Annotated in this window: 19 protein-coding genes; 17 read left to right on the forward strand and 2 right to left on the reverse strand. The window is 30.3% G+C overall.

The annotated features are described in order from the left end of the window. Positions 1-30 precede the first annotated feature (30 nt). The 16 genes from ACTT9R_RS05805 to ACTT9R_RS05880 all read left to right on the forward strand — a co-directional run bounded on the left by ACTT9R_RS05805 (position 31) and on the right by ACTT9R_RS05880 (position 18000). A complete protein-coding gene (locus ACTT9R_RS05805; RefSeq protein ID WP_440927065.1) occupies positions 31-1593 on the forward strand; it encodes an ABC transporter substrate-binding protein in 1563 nt (520 codons plus the stop codon). A 61-nt stretch (positions 1594-1654) separates the two neighbouring features. Then, positions 1655-2638 (forward strand): ABC transporter permease, encoded by a 984-nt coding sequence (locus ACTT9R_RS05810; RefSeq protein WP_440927066.1) that lies wholly within the window; start codon positions 1655-1657, stop codon positions 2636-2638. Further along, complete coding sequence (locus ACTT9R_RS05815; protein WP_440927067.1) at positions 2631-3560, forward strand: ABC transporter permease; 930 nt, start codon at positions 2631-2633, stop codon at positions 3558-3560. Before ACTT9R_RS05810 ends, ACTT9R_RS05815 begins: the two co-directional genes overlap by 8 nt. After that, positions 3557-5239 carry a dipeptide ABC transporter ATP-binding protein gene (locus ACTT9R_RS05820; RefSeq protein WP_440927068.1) on the forward strand — a complete coding sequence of 561 codons (1683 nt, stop codon included), beginning with the start codon at positions 3557-3559 and terminating at the stop codon, positions 5237-5239. The genes ACTT9R_RS05815 and ACTT9R_RS05820 overlap by 4 nt, the downstream gene beginning before the upstream one ends. A gap of 101 nt (positions 5240-5340) precedes the next feature. After that, a complete protein-coding gene (locus ACTT9R_RS05825; RefSeq protein WP_440927069.1) occupies positions 5341-6912 on the forward strand; it encodes a 2-isopropylmalate synthase in 1572 nt (523 codons plus the stop codon). Next, positions 6912-7946, forward strand: coding sequence for a rod shape-determining protein (locus ACTT9R_RS05830; RefSeq protein WP_075504547.1), 1035 nt, complete (start codon positions 6912-6914; stop codon positions 7944-7946). The genes ACTT9R_RS05825 and ACTT9R_RS05830 overlap by 1 nt, the downstream gene beginning before the upstream one ends. A 5-nt stretch (positions 7947-7951) precedes the next feature. Next, entirely contained in the window at positions 7952-8800 is an 849-nt protein-coding gene (gene mreC, locus ACTT9R_RS05835) for a rod shape-determining protein MreC (RefSeq protein ID WP_440927070.1), read from the forward strand. Then, entirely contained in the window at positions 8800-9318 is a 519-nt protein-coding gene (gene mreD / locus ACTT9R_RS05840) for a rod shape-determining protein MreD (RefSeq protein WP_440927071.1), read from the forward strand. Before mreC ends, mreD begins: the two co-directional genes overlap by 1 nt. Continuing rightward, positions 9311-11233, forward strand: a complete 1923-nt coding sequence (mrdA, locus tag ACTT9R_RS05845; RefSeq protein WP_440927072.1) for a penicillin-binding protein 2 — start codon at positions 9311-9313, stop codon at positions 11231-11233. Before mreD ends, mrdA begins: the two co-directional genes overlap by 8 nt. Further along, a complete protein-coding gene (gene rodA / locus ACTT9R_RS05850; RefSeq protein WP_440927073.1) occupies positions 11234-12358 on the forward strand; it encodes a rod shape-determining protein RodA in 1125 nt (374 codons plus the stop codon). A gap of 43 nt (positions 12359-12401) precedes the next feature. After that, positions 12402-13643, forward strand: coding sequence for an NAD(P)/FAD-dependent oxidoreductase (locus tag ACTT9R_RS05855; protein ID WP_440927074.1), 1242 nt, complete (start codon positions 12402-12404; stop codon positions 13641-13643). Further along, positions 13644-14546: a DMT family transporter gene (locus tag ACTT9R_RS05860; protein WP_440927075.1), complete on the forward strand. Its 903-nt coding sequence runs from the start codon at positions 13644-13646 to the stop codon at positions 14544-14546. It begins immediately after the preceding gene. Continuing rightward, on the forward strand, positions 14539-15489 hold the full coding sequence (locus ACTT9R_RS05865) for a D-2-hydroxyacid dehydrogenase family protein (protein WP_440927076.1): 951 nt from the start codon (positions 14539-14541) through the stop codon (positions 15487-15489). Before ACTT9R_RS05860 ends, ACTT9R_RS05865 begins: the two co-directional genes overlap by 8 nt. 2 nt (positions 15490-15491) lie before the next feature. Then, positions 15492-16391 carry a histone deacetylase family protein gene (locus tag ACTT9R_RS05870; protein ID WP_440927077.1) on the forward strand — a complete coding sequence of 300 codons (900 nt, stop codon included), beginning with the start codon at positions 15492-15494 and terminating at the stop codon, positions 16389-16391. After that, entirely contained in the window at positions 16388-16762 is a 375-nt protein-coding gene (gene msrB / locus ACTT9R_RS05875) for a peptide-methionine (R)-S-oxide reductase MsrB (protein WP_440927078.1), read from the forward strand. The genes ACTT9R_RS05870 and msrB overlap by 4 nt, the downstream gene beginning before the upstream one ends. A gap of 5 nt (positions 16763-16767) precedes the next feature. Then, complete coding sequence (locus tag ACTT9R_RS05880) at positions 16768-18000, forward strand: YbiU family protein (RefSeq protein WP_440927079.1); 1233 nt, start codon at positions 16768-16770, stop codon at positions 17998-18000. Here the strand turns inward: ACTT9R_RS05880 and grxC are convergent. Together grxC and ACTT9R_RS05890 are read right to left on the reverse strand one after the other, a co-directional pair. Beyond that, positions 17997-18254, reverse strand: a complete 258-nt coding sequence (gene grxC / locus ACTT9R_RS05885; protein WP_440927080.1) for a glutaredoxin 3 — start codon at positions 18252-18254, stop codon at positions 17997-17999. The two genes, ACTT9R_RS05880 and grxC, sit on opposite strands and share 4 nt — an antisense overlap. Positions 18255-18257: 3 nt before the next feature. After that, a complete protein-coding gene (locus tag ACTT9R_RS05890; protein WP_440927081.1) occupies positions 18258-18554 on the reverse strand; it encodes a TIGR03643 family protein in 297 nt (98 codons plus the stop codon). 117 nt (positions 18555-18671) lie between these two features. Here ACTT9R_RS05890 and ACTT9R_RS05895 point away from each other — a divergent pair, with 117 nt between their 5' ends. Further along, positions 18672-19286 (forward strand): LysE family translocator, encoded by a 615-nt coding sequence (locus ACTT9R_RS05895; RefSeq protein WP_440927082.1) that lies wholly within the window; start codon positions 18672-18674, stop codon positions 19284-19286. Positions 19287-19318: the final 32 nt, after the last annotated feature.

A 19318-nucleotide genomic window follows, 5' to 3' on the forward strand; every position in this document is an offset into this window, starting at 1 on the left:
TTTTAAATAAATTTAAAAACGAGGGGAATAATGAAGACTAAAAATATATTAAGAGTAATATTGTCATTAGTTCTAGTATTTGGATTTTCTTCAGCATGGGCAAAAACTATTAAATGGTCTATGCAAGGAGACAGTCTAACACTAGATCCGCATGCACAAAACGAAGGTCCAACTACTCAGGTTTCAAGGCAAGTCTATGAAGCACTTGTTCAAAGAGGCCTTGATATGAAAATTGGACCTGCTTTAGCAACAAAGTGGAGAGCAACTGATCCAAATAATTGGGAATTTACATTAAGAAAAGGTGTAAAATTTTCTGATGGTTCTGATATGACATCAGAAGATGTCGTATTTAGCATATTAAGAGCTAAACAAAGAACATCGGATTTTAAAGAGTACATAAGCACTATTTCTGGAGTTAAAGCGGTTGGTGATCACACTGTTATCATTACAACAAGTAAACCAAATCCTATTTTATTAAATCAACTCTCAAACATTTTTATCATGTCAAAAGCATGGTCAGAGAAAAATTTTGCAATGGCACCACAAAATTGGGATGCAGGGCAAGAAACATTTTCAGCTACAAATGCTTTAGGAACTGGACCTTTTAAAATTACTTTAAGAGAGCCTAACACTAAAACTGTGTTTAAAAGAAATAAACATTGGTGGGGTGAGATGAAAGATAAAAAAGTAACTCAAATTGAATTACTTCCAATAAAAAATGCAGCAACTAGAGTTGCAGCATTGTTATCTGGAGAAATTGACATAGTTACAGATGCACCTGTTCAGGATTTAAAAAGAATTGGTTCTTCTTCAGGCCACAAAGTTGAAAGTACAGCACAAATGCGTACAATTTTCTTAGGAATGGATCAAGCAGCTGACAAGTTAAGAACAGGTAACACAGGTGATAACCCATTTAAGAAAAAAGAGGTAAGACAAGCTCTTTATCAAGCAATTGATATTGAAGCGATCAAGAAAAAAGTTATGAGAGGTTTAAGTGAACCAGCAGGAATTATAACTTTCCCTGGTGTAAATGGATACACAGCTGATCTTGATAAAAGATTACCTTATGATGTTAATGCTGCAAAAAAACTTTTAGCTGATGCAGGTTATCCTAATGGTTTTGATGTTGAACTTAGATGTCCAAACGATAGATATGTAAACGATGAAGCAATTTGTACTGCTGTTGTTGGAATGTTAGGTAAAATTGGTGTTAACGTTAACTTATTTGCTCAAACCAAAAGTAAACACTTCAAAGAGCTTAAAGATGATCAAGGTGATTTCTATATGCTAGGATGGGGTGTTCCAACTTTAGATAGTCACTATGTTTTCCATTATTTATATGAAACTGGTGCTAGCTGGAACAAAGTTAACTTTAGTAACGCAGATGTTGATGCTGCTATTAGAGTTATGGAAGGTGAAGTTGATTTAGATAAAAGAAATGCTGCAATTGCAAAAGCTTGGAAAATTGTAAAAGATGATATTTCTTATCTTCCTTTACATCACCAAGTAATTTCTTGGGCATCTAAAAGCAATGTTAATGTTCCTATCAGACCGAATAACGAACCGTTATTCAGAACTGCTAGTTTTAACTAATTAAAAATTATTACAAGCCCTTTACAAATTAAAAGGGCTTGTAAGTTTAAACCTTCACAAATTGATTAAATATTTTTTTAAAAGGCTGTTTCAATCTGCTTTGGTGATGCTTGTTGTCGCCTTTGTGTCTTTCTCTTTATTTAATTTTGTTGGAGATCCGATTAATAACATGGTTGGAGAAGAGACTTCTGATGAGGAAAGAGCAGAATTGAGAGAAACACTTGGTTTAATGGATCCAATTCATGTACAGTTTTCAAGATTTATAGTTAATGCTTCTAAGGGCGAATTTGGAATTTCATATCAATTACGAAGACCTGTTTCAGAATTAATAGTTGAAAGATTACCTGCAACTATTGAGCTTGTGGTTATTTCAGCACTAATAGCACTAGTAACTGGTACATTATTGGGGGTTTATACGGGTATAAATCGAAAAGGCTTTTTAAGTGATTTTGTTCTGGCAATCTCTTTGTTGGGGGTTTCGCTCCCCACATTTGTAATTGGTATATTATTTATATATTTGTTTGCAGTAATATTAGGAATTTTACCTTCTTTTGGAAGAGGAGAAGTTGTTGATTTAGGTTTTTGGACTACAGGATTTTTAACAGTCTCTGGACTTAAAGCAATTATACTTCCTTCAGTAACATTAAGTCTTTTCCAAATGACTTATATCATCAGACTTGTGCGAGCAGAGATGATGGAAATACTACAAACAGATTATATTAAATTTGCACGTGCTAGAGGCATTAGTGAAAATAGTATTAAATATAAACATGCATTAAAAAATGGATTAATACCTGTAATAACCATTGCAGGAATAAATATTGGAACACTAATTGCGTTTTCAATCATTACTGAAACCGTGTTTCAATGGCCTGGGATGGGTTTCCTGTTTATTCAAGCAGTTCAATTCGTTGATATACCAATTATGTCAGCTTATTTAGTATTTATAGCTTTTGTTTTCGTGATGATAAATTTTATAGTTGATATTCTTTATTATCTAATTGATCCAAGAATAAGAGTTAAGGGAGATACAGCAAGTGGATAACAACTCTTTAAATACTTGGGAAAGAATAAAAGATAGTGATATTTATCATAGCTTTATTAAATCCCCAACTGCAATTGTATCATCTACTATTTTGTTTATAATTTTTTTCTGTTCTTTTTTTGTTGAGCTCATTACACCTTACAACCCTTTTGATCCATCTTCCCTATCCCTTATGGATGCATTCACACCGCCATCATGGACCGAAGATGGTCTGGCTAAATTTATTTTAGGCACTGATGGACAAGGAAGAGATATGTTGTCTACAATTTTATACGGATGTAGAATTTCTTTAATTGTAGGTTTTTCTGCGATAATTTTTAGTTTAATCCTTGGAGTTGGATTGGGATTAACAGCTGGATTTTTTGGGGGAAAATATGAAATGATAGTAATGAGGTTAACAGATGTTCAGTTAACAGTACCTAGTATTTTGATGGCATTATTGGTTGATGGTATAGCAAGAGGATTAATCTCGAGAGAAATGCATGATGAAATGGCAATATATGTTTTAATATTTGCAATCGGGATTTCAGAGTGGCCACAATTTGCAAGAGTTTCTAGAGCTGCAACTTTGGTGGAAAAAAATAAAGATTATGTTTCAGCATCAACAATAATCGGGGTTTCAAATATAATTATTATGTTTAAACATATTTTACCAAATATTTTAAGACCAGTATTAGTCATTGGAACTATTGGTTTAGCCCTTGCTATTTTAGCCGAGTCTACTTTAAGTTTTTTAGGAGTTGGTGTCCCTCCAACAACACCTTCTTTAGGGACATTGATACGACTTGGTAATGACTTTTTATTTTCAGGAGAATGGTGGATTACTTTTTTTCCAGCAATTTTCTTGGTTATTTTAGCATTTTCAATAAATCTATTAGGTGATTGGATGAGAGATACTTTAAATCCAAAATTAAAAAAATGACATTTTTAAAAATAAATAATCTTAGTGTCGATTATCAAATGAGAAAAGAAACAGTTAACGCTGCTAGGAATGTAAATATTGAAGTAAACAAAGGAGAAATTTTAGGATTAGTTGGAGAGTCAGGCTCAGGAAAAAGTACAGTAGGAAACGCTATTATAAATTTAATAGATGAACCAGGCAAGGTATCTAGTGGCTCAATTATTTTGGGTGACCTTAACATTCATGAAAATTCTGAAAGTATTGTTAAATATAGAGGAAATAAAATTGGATTGATATTTCAAGATCCTCAAACTTCACTTAACCCTATTCTTACTGTGGGTGAACAGTTGATTGAAACAATTCAAACTCATCTTAAATTAAGTAAAGAGAAAGCAAAAAATAAATCTATAAATCTATTGAAAGAGGTTGGCATAAAAGATGCAGAAACAAGATTTGATAATTATCCTCACCAATTCTCAGGTGGAATGAGACAGAGAGTAGTAATTTCTTTAGCTCTATGTTGCGAGCCAGAATTGTTAATTGCAGATGAACCAACAACAGCATTAGATGTATCAATTCAATCTCAGATTTTAGAATTAATTAAAAAATTAACAAAAGAAAGAAACCTTGCGGTTATCTTAATTACTCATGACATGGGAGTTATAGCTGAGACAGCAGATCGTGTAGCAGTTATGAAAAGTGGAAATTTAGTTGAAATCGGTGAAACAAAAAAAATATTAACTAATCCACAACAAAATTATACTAAAAGCTTAGTAAGTTCAGTTCCACCAACCAACAAAAAAATTTCAAGATTTGTAATAGTTGAAAAAGAAAATAATAATAAAAAAGAAAATAATATTAAGATATTAAATAGATGGTCAAAAAAAGAAATTATAAGTCAAGATTTAGTTCAGATTAAAAATTTAAATAAAAGTTTTGATGATAATTTTTTTACAGAAAATTCTAAAAATTCTGTGATGGCTGTTAATGATGTTTCATTTGAAATAAAAGAAGGTGAATCTTTTGGCCTAGTAGGCGAAAGTGGGAGTGGAAAATCTACAATTGCTAAAATGATTGTAAATTTATTTAAACCTACATCTGGTGATATTTTTTTTGACAAGGTTTGTATAACAAAAATTAAACATAGATCTGAATTAATGAAATTTAGAAAACAAATTCAAATGATATTTCAAGATCCTTATTCTTCATTAAATGGAAGATTAAAAGTAAAAGATATAATTGCAGAACCAATAACACTTCACAATCCATCTATATCTACTTTAGATTTAAATAATTATATTTATGATTTGCTGGAGTCTGTAGAGCTTAACCAAAAATCTGCAGATCGATATCCACATGAATTTTCTGGAGGACAGAGACAGAGGATATCAATTGCAAGAGCACTCGCGACACAACCAAGACTTTTAGTTTGTGATGAACCTACCTCTGCTTTAGATGTAAGTATTCAAGCCCAAATACTAAATTTACTTAAAGATCTTCAAGAACAATTAAATTTAACAATTTTGTTTATAAGTCACGATCTACCCGTTGTTAGACAAATGTGCGATAGAATTGGCGTCTTAAAAGATGGCAAATTATGTGAAGTTTCAAACACTGAGGATTTATTTTTAAAACCAACCCATGGATATACAAAAGAACTTTTACGGCTAATGCCTAAAATTGAGTCTATTTACAATTAATTTTTTATAAGCCTAAAATGGTCCATTAAAAGTGATTATTTAACTAATTATTTTGCAATCTCTCTCATAGATTGTATTATAGATTTTCTAAAATTTTAGTTATGAGCAATAAAGATAGAGTCTTTATATTTGATACTACTATGCGTGATGGTGAGCAATCACCAGGCGCATCTATGAGTTTAGAAGAAAAAATTCAAATCGCTAGAGTGTTTGATGAATTAGGTATCGATATTATTGAAGCAGGTTTTCCAATAGCTTCACCAGGGGATTTTGAAGCTGTTTCTGAAGTAAGCAAAATTTTAAAAAATTCTATCCCCGCAGGACTTTCAAGACACTCAGTTAAAGATATTGATAGAGCTTATGAAGCTTTAAAACATGCACCAAGATTTAGAATTCATACATTTATTTCTACAAGTCCATTACACATGAAGCATAAATTAAATATGTCTCCAGAAGATGTTTATGAATCAATCGGAAAGCATGTTGCTTATGCAAGAAAGTTTACTGATGACGTTGAGTGGTCTTGTGAAGATGGAACAAGAACTGATATGGATTATATGTGTAAAACTGTAGAGCTTGCAATTAAAAATGGAGCTACAACAATTAATATTCCTGATACAGTTGGTTACACAATACCATCTGAATTTACTACAATTATAGAAACTTTATTAAATAAAGTTCCAAATATAGATAAAGCAATTTTATCAACTCATTGTCATAATGATTTAGGTTTAGCAGTAGCTAACTCATTAGCTGGTGTTCAAGCTGGAGCAAGACAAATAGAATGTACAATAAACGGTTTAGGAGAAAGAGCAGGAAATGCTGCTCTTGAGGAAGTTGTTATGGCAATTAAAACAAGACCTGATTTAATGCCATACGAAACTGGAATTAATACGACACTTTTAAGCAAAGCTTCAAAAATTGTTTCAAATGCAACAGGGTTTCCTGTTCAATATAATAAGGCGATTGTTGGAAAAAATGCTTTTGCTCACGAAGCAGGAATTCATCAGGATGGAATGTTAAAAAATAGGCAAACATATGAGATAATGACACCTGAAAGTGTAGGGGTAAAGCAAACATCATTAGTAATGGGAAAACATTCTGGGCGACATGCATTTAAAGATAAATTAAACAGTTTAGGTTATCCAGATTTAACTGACGATGTAGTAGGAAATGCATTTGCAAAATTCAAAGTCTTAGCAGATAAGAAAAAACATGTTTACGACGAAGATATTATTGCCTTAGTAGATGATAGTTTGATTGTAGACAATAAAGTGAATGCAATTACTCTTAAATCTTTAAAAGTTTTTGCTGGAACAGGAGAACCACAAAAAGCAGAAATGACTTTGGATGTTTACGGTGATGTTAAAAATGCAACAGAAACTGGAGATGGTCCAGTGGATGCAATATTCAAATGTATTAAAACTTTATATCCTCATGATGTTAACTTACAGCTTTATCAAGTTCATGCAGTTACAGAAGGAACAGATGCACAAGCAACAGTAAGTGTAAAAATTGAGGAGAAAGGTAAAACAACTGTAGGCCAGGCAGCTGATACAGACACTTTAGTTGCATCAGCAAATGCTTACATAAATGCATTAAATAAATTGATAATTAAACGAGATAAAACAGCTCCTATGGAGCAAGAAAGTCAGAAAGTAAGAGGGATATAATGGGATTATTTAGCAGTGTTAAAAAAATATGGAGCCAAGATATGGCAATTGATCTTGGAACAGCAAACACACTTGTAGTTTTAAAGGGTCAAGGTGTAGTTCTTAATGAGCCATCAGTGGTAGCGATAGTTGATCAAGGTGGTAAAAAAAATGTATTAGCTGTTGGAGATGAAGCGAAAACAATGCTTGGAAGAACGCCCGGAAATATAAGCGCAATTAGACCTTTAAGAGATGGTGTTATCGCAGATTTTATAGTTACCGAAGAAATGATTAAACATTTTATTAAAAAAGTTCATAAAGGAAGTACATTTGCTAATCCTAGAATTTTAATTTGTGTACCAACTGGTTCAACACCAGTTGAAAGAAAAGCAATCCAAGATAGTGCTCTAGCAGCAGGTGCAAGAAGAGTTCAATTAATTGAAGAGCCGATTGCAGCAGCTATTGGAGCAAATCTACCAATTTCTGAGGCAACTGGTTCAATGATTGTAGATATTGGCGGGGGAACAAGTGAAATTGCTGTAATGTCTTTAGGTGGATTGGTTTACTCTAAATCTTTAAGAGTTGCAGGTGACTCAATGGATACGGCAATCGTAGATTATATGAGAAAAGAATACAACTTATTAATTGGTGATACTACTGCCGAAAAAATAAAAAAAGAAATGGGAACAGCTGTTCCAACTGGAACAAATACTTACCCAGTTAAAGGAAGAGATTTAAGATCAGGTACTCCAAAGGAAGTTAATATTACAGAAGAAGATACTGCTGAAGCACTAAACGATATTATGAAACAAATGGTTGGTGCAATTAAAGATGCGTTAGAAAATACTCCTCCTGAGTTGTCAGCTGATTTAGTTGATATGGGTTTAACTTTAACAGGAGGTGGTGCTTTGTTAAAAAATATTGATAAAAGGTTTTCTAAAGAAACAGGTTTACCAGTTCATATAGCGGATGATCCATTATCTTGTGTTGCTGTGGGTACAGGTAAAGCATTGGATCAAGAAGAAACTTTTTCTACTATGTTATCTGAATATTAGGAAAAATGGCTACTGGCAGAGATGATTTTGTAATTGCCATTAGGTCAGCTTTCTTAAAAAAAAAAGATAAACAAAAATTTTCTTTACTTACTTTAATTATTTTATCAATTTTTGTAATTGTTCTGAGTAATTTTAATTTTAAAGCAATACAATTTGTTAAATTAGGAATTAATGAAGTAATTTATAGATCATCTTATATTGCATCAATCCCAGAAAATAAATTAAAAGTAATAACTTCAAAATTCAAATCACATATGGATTTATATGAAAGTCATCAGAAAGATTTAATTAAAATAGAAAATTCTGATCAACTTAAATTACAAAATGAGTTTTTAACCGCAGAAAATAAAAAGCTTAGAGAGTTACTTGATGAAACTATAGATTCACAAGAAATTTTTGCCAGAGTTTTAATTGATAAAGACAGCCCATATTTAAAGTCAGTAGTATTAAATAAAGGCACAAAAGATAAAGTAAAAATTGGTATGGCAGTTATTGATGATGTTTATCTAGTTGGCCAGATAATTGAAGTAAATTATACTAATTCAAGGGCATTACTATTGTCTGACCTTAATAGTAAAATACCATCGGTTCTAGAGCCAGATGACATACAAGCTGTAATTTCTGGTACAGGAAGTGATTTTGGAAAAATTGAACATACTCAAGAAGAATTTAGAGAAGATTTTAAAAATAAAGAAATTTTTGCTTATACCTCAGGTCTTGGTGGTTTATTCAAACCTGGTATACCAATTGGAAAAATTAAAAATATATCAGAAGGAAAAATTAATTTTTTTTCTGATTTTACACAACTCAACTATGTAAAAATAGTTTCTTATAAAATAGGCGGAGAAGAATAATGTCATCACTTAATAAAAGTCCTTTTTTGAAAATATTCTTATCCTACGTACCATTTATAATGTTATTTTTTTCTGTATTTAATGAATTTGATTTTAATTACTTAAAACTTGATTATTTTTCTTTTAATTTTGTTCATCTATTAATTTTCTTTTGGACTTTAAGAAACCCTGATCAATTAGGTTATTTAGCAATTTTCTTTGCAGGAATAATAAATGATGTTGTAATAGGTATACCGATAGGAATTAGTAGTTTTTGTTACCTTATTCTTTGCTCAGTAACAGCTTATATAAGAAACATTACTTTATCCCCAAACTTTATGAAGGACTGGATATCATTATTATTCACAATTTTATTAATAAATTCAGTTCAAGTAATTATTTTGGATTTGGTCTTTTTAATTAAAGTTGATTACACAAATTATTTGATTAACTCAGGATTTACTTTTTTATTTTATCCAATATTTTTTTTATTTTTTAATTTTTTAAACGAAAGAATTTCATATCAAACAAATGATTAAATCTAATTCAGGAATAAGAAAAACAGATGTAATTAATAGAAGGATGTTCATAATCGGAGCAGCAAAAGTAGTAATTTTTGTAGGTATCGTTGCTCGTTTATTTTCTCTTCAAATAAACGAAAATAAAAAATATTTAACACTTTCAGACAAAAATAGAATTAGAGAATGGAAACTCCCACCTACTAGGGGAAATATAGTTGATTATTTTGGAAATGTAATTGCAGGGAATTTAAAAGTTTATCAATTACATATAATTCCAGAGCAAGTTGAGAATTTTAATTATTTACTAGTTAGATTGAAAAATCTTTTAAATATAAGCGAAAAAAGAATTGCAAGAATAAATAAATTAAAAGCAGAGCTAAAACCGTGGGATAGTATTATTGTTTCTGAAAACTTAAGCTGGAGTCAATTTGTAAAAATTAATAATTATTTATACGATCTTGTTGGTGTCAAACCAGTGATGACAATCTCCAGAAACTATCCATTTAATGACGTATATACACATGTTCTTGGATATGTCAGTCAACCAAATGAACAAGAAATTTTAGAAAATCAAATTATCCAAGAAAGATTTGTACCAGGAATGAAAATTGGAAAACTGGGCTTAGAGAAAAGACTTGAAAATCATTTAATTGGAACAAATGCTATTCAAAGATATGAAGTAAATGCTTACGGTAAAAGAATTAATCAACTCGAGCATCAAAAAGGTGAGCAAGGATCAAAAATACGTTTAACTGTAGACACAGAAATACAAAAAGCTTGTGGGAAATTGTTAAATGAAAAAGCAGGATCTATAAGTGTAATGGATATCTATACTGGAGATATAATAGCAATGTATTCATCTCCATCTTATAATCCAAATTTATTTTTATTCGGAATAAGTCAAGATGAGTGGCAATTAATTAGAAATAATCCATTAAAACCACTAATAAACAAAACTCTTTCAGGTCTATACTCACCAGGTTCAACAATAAAACCTATCGTTGCGCTTTCAGCTTTAGAAAACAAAGTAATAGATACAAAGTTTAAAGTTAAATGCACAGGAAAAATGGAATTATATGGACAAACATTTCACTGTTGGAAGGAAAAGGGACATGGTTGGGTTAGTCTGAAAAATGCAATGAAACAATCTTGTGATACATATTTTTATGAGGTTGCTAGGTTATTAGGTGTTGATAGATTAAACATTACAGCTGAAAAATTTGGCTTAGGTAAAAAAGTTCTCGGCGATTATTTTGATAATGAAAAAAAAGGATTATTTCCAAATACAAAATGGAAAAAAAATAATCTTGGTAAAGGCTGGGTATTAGGAGAGACCTTAATAACAGGTATAGGTCAAGGCTATACACAAACAACTCCTTTACAACTTTGTATGATGACTGCACAAATTGCAAATGGGGGATTTGCTGTAAAACCAAAAATAATAGTGGATAGTAATCCAATTTCTTATGAAGATGCAAAACAATCAATGGAAAGCGGACTATTATTTGATACCGACTCTGAGGAATTGTTAGATAAAAAGTTATTTAAAAATCAAAAAAATATTAAGATTGTTCAAGAAGCAATGTTTGCTTCGACCAATGAAAGATTTGGAACTTCTTACAAATCAAGAATTGATGACCCTAAATATCAATTTGCAGGAAAAACTGGAACAGCTCAGGTCAAGAGAATTAGTAAAAGAGAGAGGGAATTGGATTTAGAATTAGAGCAAATACCATACAAAGATAGAGATCATGCTTTGTATGTAGCTTATGGACCATATGTTAACCCGCGATATGCACTTAGTATAATCGTTGAGCATGGTGGTTCAGGAAGTAAGGCGGCAGCACCAATTGCAAAAAAATTATTTAAATTAATCATCGACAGACATGATTTAAGAAATAAACAATCAAATTTTGAGAGGATTAACGTTTAAATGTTTCAGCACGATAGATTGAGTAATGAGATTACATTATTTCAAAAAATAAAAAACTTAGATTATATACTATTGATTTCTGTTATCCTTCTTTCTGTATTAAGTGTTTTTGTTATGTATTCTACAGATGGTGGTGAAATACTTTTTCATACAAAAAATCATTTTGTAAAACTTGCAGTTTTTTTCCCTTTAATGATTTTTGTGGCTTTCTTTAACATAAAATTTTGGCACAATTTTTCTTATATAATCTACTTTATAGTAATACTTTTATTAATTTATGTCTCTTTTTTTGGAATAAAGTCTTCTGGTTCAAAAAGATGGATGGATCTTTATTTATTTGTTCTGCAACCTTCAGAACTTATGAAAATAGCAATCATAATGTGTCTTGCAAAATACTTTCATAGAATAAAAATAGAAAATGTTAATTCATTTACCAGTATAACTATTGTGTTATCGATTATAATAATTCCAATAATTTTTGTAATTTCTCAACCTGATCTTGGTACATCTATATTAATTGCTTTAAGTGGATTAATTATACTGTGGTTAGGGGGCGTGAAAATTAAATATTTTATATACTCATTTATTACTTTCTTAATTTCGCTTCCATTTATAATCTCATTTCTTAAACCATATCAAAAATTAAGAATATTAACTTTTTTAGATCCAGATAGAGATCCTTTAGGTGCTGGATATCAAATTATTCAGTCAAAAATAGCTATTGGTTCAGGAGGCCTTAACGGAAAAGGTTTTTTAAAAGGAACTCAGAGCTACTTAGATTTTTTACCTGAAAAACATACAGATTTTATATTCACTTTATTTTCAGAAGAGTTTGGTTTTATAGGCTCAGTTGGTCTTTTGATATTATACTCAATAATAATTTTTAGAATTGTGAGAATAGGAGCAATTTCAAGAAGTAATTTTGCTAGACTTTTTTGTTTTGGTTATGCTTTTGCAATCTTCATTTATATTGTGGTAAACTTATCTATGGTTTTGGGTCTGCTACCTATAGTTGGTTCACCATTACCTATCATGTCGTATGGAGGTTCTTCAATGTTGGCCACTATGATTGGTTTTGGCATAGTATTGAGTGCAAAAATTAATCATAAACAAATGATTGCATAATTTGTCACTCTGAAAATTAAATATTTACTTGTATAACAATTTTATGAATAAAAATCTTAAAGTAGGAATAGTTGGAGCAGGAATTCAAGGTGTATCTAATGCTTTGTTTCTTCAAAAAAAAGGTTTCAACGTAACTATTTTCGATAGAGATAATCCAGGTAGCCAAGCCGCCTCTTATGGAAATGCAGGTCACTTTTCGCCATATGCATCTCTTTCTTTAAACAGAACTGATGTTTTGGCGGATGTTCCAGCTATGTTACTTAGCTCCACAGGTCCTCTTGCCTTGAAATGGAACTACGTTCCTAAAATGATTCCATGGTTTTTAAAGTTTATAATGAATACCTCCAAAACTAAGATGATGCATACTGCTAAAAATATGCACCAAATTTTAGATTTAGCTTTACCAGCTTATGATGAATTGTTTGAAGAAATTGATTTGGAAGGCTTAGTTGAAAACAAAGGTATTCTTTATATTTGGAATGACAAAGATTTAAAAAGTAGAGAATTAGAAATTAAAGTTAGAGATGAATTAGGTGTTGAACAGCAATTGGTTACTAAAGCTGAAATACACGATCTTGAACCACATATTAAACCATTTTACCATGCAGGCGTTTATTATCCTTATGCAAGACATGCAAGAAATCCGAAAAGAATTCTTTTAAAACTATTTGATTTATTTTTGCAAAAAGGTGGAAAATTTAACAAAGTAAATATTAAAGATATTAGTTTTGATGAAGAAAAACCAGTTTTTAAAGCTGAAACACAAAGTTACGTTTTTGATAAAGCAGTAATAGCTTGTGGAGCTTTTTCAAAAAAATTAACAGACAATCTTGGTGAAAAGATACCTTTAGATACAGAGCGTGGGTATCATGTTCATTTCAAAAATTGTGATCATTTATTAAGTAGACCTGTAATATTTTCTAATCGCGGATTTGGAATTACACCGATGGAACAAGGTTTAAGAGTTGTTGGAACTGTAGAATTTGGTGGATTAGATAATCCATTATCTAAATCAAGAGTAAAAAATTTGATAAATAATGCAAAATATATGCTTGGTGATTTACCTGAGCATGAGGATGAGTGGTTAGGATTTAGACCAACTTTACCAGATTTTTTACCTGTTATGGGACCATCAAAAAATCATAAGAATATTTATTACTGTTTTGGGCATCATCATTTAGGATGGACTTTAGGTCCAATTTCTGGAAAGATTGTTTCAGGGATGATAGCGAACGAAAATACAAATTTAGATTTAAAACCTTATAGTTCGCTTAGATTTAGTTAAGTGACTAAAGATAATAATTTTTTAGCTTATTTATATCTATTTTTAACAGTAACTTTCTGGGCAGGAAATTTTGTAGTAGGTAAACTTGCAAGTTTCTATGAAGTTCCACCTTTTTCACTAAATTTTTACCGATGGCTTTTTGCTTGGTTGATTTTAGCACCTTTTACAATTCCCGAAATATTAGAGAAAAGAAATTATATAATTAAAAACTATAAACTTTTCATTATTTTGGGGGTTACTAGTATTACGGTTTTTAATTCAATTGTTTATTATTCATTAAATTTTACTCAGGTGATTAGTGGAGTTTTAATGATCTCGACTATACCTGTAATGATCATGTTGTTTTCATCAATTTTAAAAATTGAAAAGACAAATATTTTTCAAATTATGGGAGTAGTATTATCTTTTGTAGGTGTAATTATGATTATAACAAAAGCAAATTTAGAAATATTAAAAAATTTAGATTTTAATAAAGGGGATGTCACTATGGTTATAGCAATGTTCTCATGGGCTTTATATTCTACATTGTTAAAAGGAAAGAAATATGAATTAACTCAAATATCATTACTTCAAGTAGTAATTACTTTTGGTTTAATATTTTTGATACCAATTTATTTTATTGAATACCAAATTGGATTTAGAATTAATTTAGAATTACCATTTATTTTAATTCTATCTTATGTAGTTTTGTTTCCAGGTTTGGCATCTTTTCTTTTATGGATAAAAGGAATATCTATGATTGGTGCAAATCGATCAGGTGTTTTTTTACATTTAATGCCTATTTTAAGTGCAATAATGGCGATGATTTTTTTTAGTGAAAAATTTATGTTTTATCATATTTTAGGCGCTTGTTTTATTATTACGGGAATACTGCTATCAAATAAGAAAGTTAAAAATGCTTAAAGTTGCTATATTAGATGATTATCAAAATGTTGCCCAACAATTTGTAGATTTAGAAAAACTGTCAGGAAAATATGAGTTTAAGATTTTTAGTGAACCATTTTTAGATGAGGCTGATACAATTGATCAGTTAGCTGATTTTGAAGCTTTATTAATAATGAGAGAAAGAACTCCAATTACAAAAAATTTAATTGATAATTTAAATGATTTAAAATTTGTAATCACAAGTGGATTAAGGAACAAATCTATAGATTTGGAGGCAGCAAAAAAAAGAAAAATTATAGTTTGTGGTACAGATATAAATTTAAACCCAACACCTGAACTAACTTGGGCACTAATTCTTGGTTTAGCTAGAAATTTTAAAGAAGAGTTTGACAATATGTATCAAGGGTATTGGCAAACTACAATTGGAGTGGAATTGAAAGGAAAAATCCTAGGCTTAATCGGTTTAGGCAGAGTAGGTACAGAAGTTGCAAAAATTGGAAAAGCATTTGGAATGCAAGTAATGGCCTGGAGTGAAAACTTGAGCTTAGACAAGTGTAAAGAATTAGATGTGCTCCCTTGTAGTAAAGATGACCTAATTATAAATTCTGATGTACTTTCAATTCACGTTCAAGGAGGGGAGAGATACAAAGATTGTATTACTTTAAAAGAATTGGATAAAATGAAAAAAACAGCTTTTTTGATTAATACTTCTAGAGGACCCATTGTTAAGGAAGATGATTTAATTATTGCTTTATCAACCAATGTAATTGCAGGAGCTGGAATAGATGTTTATGACAAAGAACCTCTACCAGAGAATAATAAACTTAGATTTTTACCTAATGCACTGCTTACTCCTCACATAGGCTATGTAACAGCTGAAAATTATAGCATTTTTTATAATCAAATGATTGAAGGACTAGAGGCTTGTGTAAATGGAAAGCCTATCAGAGTTCTAGAGTAAAAATGGATCTTCCTGTTGTTAATCATGAGGATTATTTTGCTAAGATTGGCGATGATCACAAATTTCCAATTAATAAATTTGGAGAATTAGCAAACTACTTAACTCAAAACAAAATAGTAAATAAATTTCATAAACCTTCAGCCTGTTCATTTGAAACATTAAGTTACGCACATTCAAAAAATTATATACTAGATATTAAAAATAAAACTTTAAGCAAAGAAGGAGTAAAAAAAATTGGATTTCCACTTATAGATAGTGTTGTGCAAAGATCTTTAGTTGCTACAGGCGGAACTGTTCTAGCATCTAAACTTGCAATAAATTATGGTATTTCATGCAATACAGCAGGAGGTAGTCACCACGCAAGTTATAATGGTGGAGCAGGTTATTGTGTATTTAATGATGTAGCAGTTGCGTCACATTATTTACTTAATAGAGGTCTAGCCAATAAAATTTTGATTGTTGATTTAGATGTTCATCAAGGAAATGGAAATTCAGAAATTTTTAAAGATAACAGAAATGTTTTTACTTTTAGTATGCATTCTAAAACTAATTATCCAGCAAAAAAATCTAACAGTGATTTAGATGTAGAGCTGGAGGATAATTTAGAGGATGATGCATATATAAAGACACTAAAACATTGTTTAAAAGAGCTTAATCAGGAAAATTTTGATTTTGTTTTTTATATTGCTGGCGTAGATATTCATTTTAATGACCGATTAGGAAAATTAAAAATCTCTGATGAAGGCATTCAATCAAGAGATGAACTTGTGGTAGAAAATTTTTTTTCTAAACGAATACCATTTTGTGGGGTTTTGGGTGGTGGTTATAATAAAGATTTTAATAAACTTGTTGAATTACATTCAATGTTACATCAATCTTGTGCTAAATATATAAATTCATGACGAAAAAAATAAATCCAAATTTAACTGCAGAGCAAAAATTAATTTTATTTGAGGAAGGTACTGAACGTGCTGGATCAAGTGAACTTAATCATGAAAAAAGGGAAGGAAGTTTTCATTGTGCAAATTGTGGTGAAAAATTATTTGATTCAAAAACAAAATATGAGAGTGGATCAGGCTGGCCTTCTTTTTATGAATCTTTGCCTGACGTATTTGAAACCAAAACAGATCACCACATAGGTTACGCAAGAACCGAATATCATTGTAAAAAATGTGGAGGTCATCATGGACATATATTCGATGATGGACCTGAACCTACAGGAAAGCGATTTTGTAATAATGGAGTATGTTTAGTCTTTAAACCTAAAAGCTAAATATAATGTTTGAAAATATTGATATTAAAAAAGTAAAAGAAGAGCTCAGAAATCACTCAAAAAATTACAAAGAAAATTTTGCTAAAATTGAAAAGTTTATAAAAACTGAAATACAAGAAATATTAAATCTCAAAAAAAAAAATAAATCCATAATTCCAGAAATTAATATTAATGAGATAGATCAAAACAAAACAAAGGTAATTGAAGATATAAAAAAAAGAGGGTGTGTAATAATCCGAGATGTTTTTGAAGACAAATTTGTTGAAAATTTAAATTTTGAATTAGGGAAGTATATTGATGAAAATAATTATTACGATGATCAAAAGAAGAAAGCTGATCTAGATAAATATTTTAGCGATCTTAAATCAGGCAAACCCCAAATATACGGTCTTTATTGGTCTAAAGCACAAATAGAAATAAGACACTCAGAGCAGATGGCTAAAGTAAAAAAATGGCTTAATAATCTTTGGCTATTTAAAAACTCTGATTATAAAGTTTTTGATCCAAATAAAGAATTGTCTTATGCAGATAGAGTAAGAAGAAGAGAGCCAGGAGATGATACTTTGGGACTTTCTCCTCATTGCGATGCTGGATCTATTGAAAGATGGACTGATAGTCATTATCAAAAAATTTATAGAGATATATTTTCTGACAACTTTGAAAAATATAATCCATTTGAAGCAAAGTATAGAGACAAAACTATAGAATTCGAATCTCCTGCAGTTGCACATGTATTCAGAACATTTCAAGGTTGGACAGCTTTAACAGAACAAGGTCCTAACGATGGAACTTTACAATTAATACCTATATCTAAAGGAATTGCTTATGTTTTAACTAGGGCATTGCTAGACGATGTTGAAGAAAACGAATTGTGCGGATCAAAACTTGGCAGAGCTTTATCTGTAAATAAAGATTATCACTCATTACTTTTAAAAGGTTTAGTTTCAATTCCAAAGATGAAACCAGGTGATACTGTTTGGTGGCATCCAGACGTTATCCATGCTGTTGAAGACAAACATTCAGGAAAAAATTATTCTAATGTTATATATGTTGGTGCAACGCCTTATTGTAAAAAAAATCTTGATTATACAATAAAACAATCAAAAAAATTCTTAGAAGGTAAAAGCCCACCAGATTTTTCTGCTGAGGATTATGAAATAAATTATAAAGGAAGAGTTAAGTTAGAAGATTTAAGCTTATTAGCAAAAAAACAATTAGCTTTAGAGGAATGGAATTAATTATTTAAAAGATCCTGAAGTTTATTTTCTTTTTCTAAAGCTCTAACTTCATCATAACCTCCAATATGATGATCATCAAAAAAAATTTGTGGAATAGTTCTTTTACCATTAGCTTTTTTAATCATTTCATCCATTGCGCCATCTACTTTTGAAATATCAATTTCATTATAGGGAGCGTTATTTCTAGCTAATAATCTTTTTGCAGCCTCACAATAATTACATAGCGGACCTGTATACATGGTAATTTTTTTCATAGGTTATAAATAGTCACCTTTTTTAATTTTACTAGTTATTTCTTTTCTAGAATATTCAAATTTTTTTCGATGTTTTATACTTTTTTGGTTTACTCTTTTTCTCCATAACCTAAAAGATGATGGTTTTAGAGATCTTCGCATAATTTTAATTACATCAGATTCTTTCTTCCCTGTTTTTTTTTCAATTTCTTCAAAAGTGATTCTATCTGCCCAGGCTGCCCAAATGATCCAATCAGGATCGTCCATTTTGGGCTCTGGATTTTTGACTCTGGTAATTGGCCTGTGACCTTTTTTTTTCATAAATCCTTTATATTTGAAAAAAATATTTAATGCATTTTTTTTAGCCTCTGATATTATCTAATAGATAGTCCTTCTTAGCCATCTTTAGCTCCCGGTTTTTAAGGACTATCTTTTTTTATGCTCCCCCTAGATTTTATACTTTATCTACAGATAATTATTTTTTTATTTATTACACCTGGAACTCCCAGGATTGTAATTATCTCTTATTCAATGAATTATGGAGTCGGAAAATGTGTATGGTCTGCATTAGGTGATGTAACTGCAAATTTGATTCAGGCAACTTTAGTTATTTTTGTCATTGGATCTTTTTTTTCAGAAAACCCAATGTTACTTAATGCGTTTAAATGGATCGGAATAATTTATTTATTATATTTAGCTTATGATATTTATAAATCTCGACCAAAAAGTATTTCAAGCGAAGGAGAAATAGAAAAAAGTAATTTATCTTTTTTTAGAGATGGTTTTTTAGTTGCTGGTACAAGTCCTAAGGCCTGGATGTTTTTTCCTTTTATTTTTCCTCAATTTATTGACTTTAATTCTAATTTATTGGTTCAATTTGTAATTTTAATTACAACTTACATCGTTTTAGATTTTTTATCTTTGATTGGATATGCAATGCTCGCACAAAAATTAATAAAGTGGATAACTGCTAATCCAAAAACAATTAATACAATTTCTGCGAGTGTTTTAGTAATTATTGCCGCAATAATTGTTGTAACTCAACAATATTAATTAGATTTTGCCTTTATTGCCACTTGCATAAA

Origin of the sequence: Candidatus Pelagibacter sp. (genome assembly GCF_052049835.1) — a bacterium.
Taxonomy (GTDB): domain Bacteria; phylum Pseudomonadota; class Alphaproteobacteria; order Pelagibacterales; family Pelagibacteraceae; genus Pelagibacter.

Bases quoted from the DNA above. Each gene is read 5' to 3' on its own strand.
- ACTT9R_RS05805 (WP_440927065.1), top strand. From the start codon at position 31: ATGAAGACTAAAAATATATTAAGAGTAATATTGTCATTAGTTCTAGTA.
- ACTT9R_RS05820 (WP_440927068.1), top strand. From the start codon at position 3,557: ATGACATTTTTAAAAATAAATAATCTTAGTGTCGATTATCAAATGAGA.
- ACTT9R_RS05825 (WP_440927069.1), top strand. From the start codon at position 5,341: ATGAGCAATAAAGATAGAGTCTTTATATTTGATACTACTATGCGTGAT.
- ACTT9R_RS05830 (WP_075504547.1), top strand. From the start codon at position 6,912: ATGGGATTATTTAGCAGTGTTAAAAAAATATGGAGCCAAGATATGGCA.
- mreC (WP_440927070.1), top strand. From the start codon at position 7,952: ATGGCTACTGGCAGAGATGATTTTGTAATTGCCATTAGGTCAGCTTTC.
- mreD (WP_440927071.1), top strand. From the start codon at position 8,800: ATGTCATCACTTAATAAAAGTCCTTTTTTGAAAATATTCTTATCCTAC.
- mrdA (WP_440927072.1), top strand. From the start codon at position 9,311: ATGATTAAATCTAATTCAGGAATAAGAAAAACAGATGTAATTAATAGA.
- rodA (WP_440927073.1), top strand. From the start codon at position 11,234: ATGTTTCAGCACGATAGATTGAGTAATGAGATTACATTATTTCAAAAA.
- ACTT9R_RS05855 (WP_440927074.1), top strand. From the start codon at position 12,402: ATGAATAAAAATCTTAAAGTAGGAATAGTTGGAGCAGGAATTCAAGGT.
- ACTT9R_RS05865 (WP_440927076.1), top strand. From the start codon at position 14,539: ATGCTTAAAGTTGCTATATTAGATGATTATCAAAATGTTGCCCAACAA.
- ACTT9R_RS05870 (WP_440927077.1), top strand. From the start codon at position 15,492: ATGGATCTTCCTGTTGTTAATCATGAGGATTATTTTGCTAAGATTGGC.
- msrB (WP_440927078.1), top strand. From the start codon at position 16,388: ATGACGAAAAAAATAAATCCAAATTTAACTGCAGAGCAAAAATTAATT.
- ACTT9R_RS05880 (WP_440927079.1), top strand. From the start codon at position 16,768: ATGTTTGAAAATATTGATATTAAAAAAGTAAAAGAAGAGCTCAGAAAT.
- grxC (WP_440927080.1), bottom strand. From the start codon at position 18,254: ATGAAAAAAATTACCATGTATACAGGTCCGCTATGTAATTATTGTGAG.
- ACTT9R_RS05890 (WP_440927081.1), bottom strand. From the start codon at position 18,554: ATGAAAAAAAAAGGTCACAGGCCAATTACCAGAGTCAAAAATCCAGAG.
- ACTT9R_RS05895 (WP_440927082.1), top strand. From the start codon at position 18,672: ATGCTCCCCCTAGATTTTATACTTTATCTACAGATAATTATTTTTTTA.